We start from the raw sequence: 2,764 nt of genomic DNA, 5'->3' as shown, positions 1-2,764 counted from the left end.
ATGAGCGGCAGAGTAGGTCGCGCCGGTCAGCGGTGGTTCGCGTACCCCGTCCAGGCCTGCCGGCGCGCCCGGCGCGGGTCGCACTCCACGCGGTCCGTGGCCCGGCGCAGCACGTCGACGCTCAGGCAGTCCTCGCCCATCGGGGTGCGCCGGGCCCCCCAGCAGCGCCAGGGCCCGCGCCTGCGGCGGGACCGCGCCGAACCGGGACACGTCGCGCACGCCCGTCCACGACGGCGGGGCTGCGGGGCGTGCAACCGCCGGTGGCCGGCGGTGGAGGCGGCGTAGGGGATGCCGCGCCAGGCGACGAGGTCGTCCTCCTCCACACCCCGCACCACGCCGCTGCTGGTCGTGACGTCGGGCATGGCCGGCCTCCGCTACCGGGCGATGCAGGTCGTGGTGCCGGGCGCGACCTCGGTGAAGCCGCCGTCCCGGACGGGGACGGCCTCGCCGCGCTCCACCGCCGCGGTCAGCTCGGCCCACCGGTCCGGGCCGGCGTCGCGCACCGCGAACGCGGGCACCTCCGTCAGCCCGTGGGCGGCCGCGTAGAGCATCGACGCGTGCCCGACCTGGGCGGCGGCCTTGCCCACCGTCATGTGCAGCCCGGCGTTCACCCAGATCACCGGCATCCCCGGCGGGGGCGGGCCCGGATCGTCGGGGTCGAGGTCGGTGCCGCCGATCTGCAGTCGCGACACGGCGCGGGGCACGTCGTCGACGGGGCCGGGGAGCAGCGCGCGGGCCTCGGCCGTGCCGAGGTCGGACCCGTCTGCGCCCCGCCCGAGGTCGACGCTCCACGTGACGCCGGGCAGCTCCTGCACGGCCTCCCAGTGGGCGCCACGGGCCCGGCGGGCGATCTTGCGGATCCGGCTCGCGACCCACGTGGTGACGCCGTCGTGCCACTCGCCGCCGGGCTCGGCACGGGGGTCCAGGCACAGCGCGAGCGCCGCGGCCGCGGCGGCCTCCAGCACCGGCGTGCGCGGGGCGGGCGGGCGTTCCAGCCGCAGGACGATCGGCATCGCGCGGGTGACGCCGTCGGGCTCGGGCGGGATGACGACGTCAGCGGTGGCGTACCGGGCGGCGAGCGGGGAGAGGACCGCTGTCATGACGCCGCCTCGGCGGGGAGGAGCACGCCGGCGGTCATGCGATGGGGACGCGCCGGACCACGCCCTCCGCCGCGTCGGCCCGCTCCACCTCGTCGCGCGTGATGCCCAGGACGAACAGCACGACGTCGAGGTAGGGGTGCGAGAGCGCGGTGTCGGCCACCTCGCGCAGCGCCGGCTTGGCGTTGAACGCGATGCCCAGCCCGGCGGTGGAGAGCATGTCGATGTCGTTGGCCCCGTCGCCGACCGCCACGCACTGCTCCAGCGGAACGCCGAACGTCTCGGCGAACCGGCGCAGGGCGACGGCCTTGCCGGGACGGTCGACGATCTCGCCCACCACCTTGCCGGTGAGCCGCCCGCCGACCACCTCCAGCTCGTTGGCGGCGCAGAAGTCCAGGCCCAGCTCCTCGGCCAGGCCGGAGATCACGCGCGTGAACCCGCCGGAGACGACGCCGCAGCGGAAGCCGAGGCGCTTGAGCGTGCGGATGGTGGTGCGGGCGCCGGGGGTCAGCTCCAGCTCGGACGCGACCTCGGCGAGCACGGTCTCGGGGAGCCCGGCCAGCACGGCCACGCGACGGCGCAACGACTCGGCGAAGTCCAGCTCACCGCGCATCGCGGCCTCGGTGACGGCCTTGACCTGGGCCTCGGCGCCGGCCCGTGCGGCCAGCATCTCGATGACCTCGCCCTGCACTAGCGTGGAGTCGACGTCGAAGACGATGAGCCGCTTGCTGCGGCGGCCCAGGCCTGCCCGTTCCACTGCGACGTCGACGCCCGCCGTCCTGGCCACCTCGACCAGCCGGGCCCGCAGCGTGCCGGGCGGGTAGCTCTCCGAGCCCTTGTCGGGCTCCGGCGACACCATCAGCTCCAGTCCGGTGACCGGATAGTCGGCCACGCGGCGGATGGAGTCGATGTTGGCGCCCACGTCGGCGAGCGCCTGGGCGATGGACCCGAACGCGCGCGCGGTGATGGGACGGCCGATCACCACCACCACGTGCGTGGAGTGGCGGCGGGCACCCGTGTCGTCGTGCGCCTCCAGGGAGGTGTGCACCTGCATCCCGATGCTCGCCATGGCCTGCTCGACGGCCTCCTGGAGACCCTCGGGATCGTGGTGCGCGGCCACCAGCGCGCCGAGCGTGAGCCGCCCGCGGATCACGACCTGCTCGATGTCGAGCAGGTCGACCCCGTGCCGGGTGAGGGCGCCGAAGAGCACCGAGCTCACACCCGGCCGGTCGGGGCCGGTGACCGTGATCAGGACGCTGGTGTCACCTGTCATCGTCGCGGGAGGCCGCTGCTCAGCGAGCCTTGGGGTCACCGTTCGGCTGCGACTCCTTACCGACGCCCTGCGTGACGATCTCCGCCACCTGCGGGTGGCCACCGGCGTGGGCCTCCGCCCGGAAGCGCTCGACGAGGTGCGGGTAGTGCAGCTCGAACGCCGGCCGCTCGGAGCGGATGCGGGGCAGCTCGGTGAAGTTGTGCCGCGGCGGCGGGCAGGAGGTGGCCCACTCCAGCGAGTTGCCGAAGCCCCACGGGTCGTCGACCATGACGACCTTGCCGTAGCGGTAGCTCTTGAAGACGTTCCAGATGAACGGCAGCGTGGACGCCCCGAGCACGAACGCTCCGATCGAGCTGATCATGTTGAGCGTGGTGAACCCGTCGGTGGGCAGGTA

The 2,764-nt window shown here is 74.6% G+C and carries 3 protein-coding genes and 1 pseudogene; all 4 read right to left on the bottom strand.

Annotated elements, in window-relative coordinates:
• Positions 1 to 26: 26 nt before the first annotated feature.
• A complete protein-coding gene (locus tag JWR81_RS16865; protein ID WP_297653031.1) occupies positions 27 to 362 on the bottom strand; it encodes a carboxylesterase family protein in 336 nt (111 codons plus the stop codon).
• A gap of 12 nt (positions 363 to 374) precedes the next feature.
• Positions 375 to 1,100 (bottom strand): peptidyl-tRNA hydrolase, encoded by a 726-nt coding sequence (locus JWR81_RS16860; RefSeq protein ID WP_297653029.1) that lies wholly within the window; start codon positions 1,098 to 1,100, stop codon positions 375 to 377.
• Positions 1,101 to 1,134: 34 nt separating this feature from the next.
• Complete coding sequence (gene serB / locus JWR81_RS16855; protein ID WP_297653026.1) at positions 1,135 to 2,370, bottom strand: phosphoserine phosphatase SerB; 1,236 nt, start codon at positions 2,368 to 2,370, stop codon at positions 1,135 to 1,137.
• A gap of 19 nt (positions 2,371 to 2,389) precedes the next feature.
• A pseudogene (locus tag JWR81_RS16850) lies at positions 2,390 to 2,764 on the bottom strand (cytochrome ubiquinol oxidase subunit I); the annotation flags it as partial.

This window comes from Pseudonocardia sp., assembly GCF_025965585.1.
Lineage (GTDB): Bacteria > Actinomycetota > Actinomycetes > Mycobacteriales > Pseudonocardiaceae > Pseudonocardia.
Note: the sequence above shows the minus strand (reverse complement) of the source record. Positions and strands in the feature narration are given on the sequence as shown.

Bases quoted from the DNA above. Each gene is read 5' to 3' on its own strand.
- JWR81_RS16865 (WP_297653031.1), bottom strand. From the start codon at position 362: ATGCCCGACGTCACGACCAGCAGCGGCGTGGTGCGGGGTGTGGAGGAG.
- serB (WP_297653026.1), bottom strand. From the start codon at position 2,370: ATGACAGGTGACACCAGCGTCCTGATCACGGTCACCGGCCCCGACCGG.
- JWR81_RS16860 (WP_297653029.1), bottom strand. From the start codon at position 1,100: ATGACAGCGGTCCTCTCCCCGCTCGCCGCCCGGTACGCCACCGCTGAC.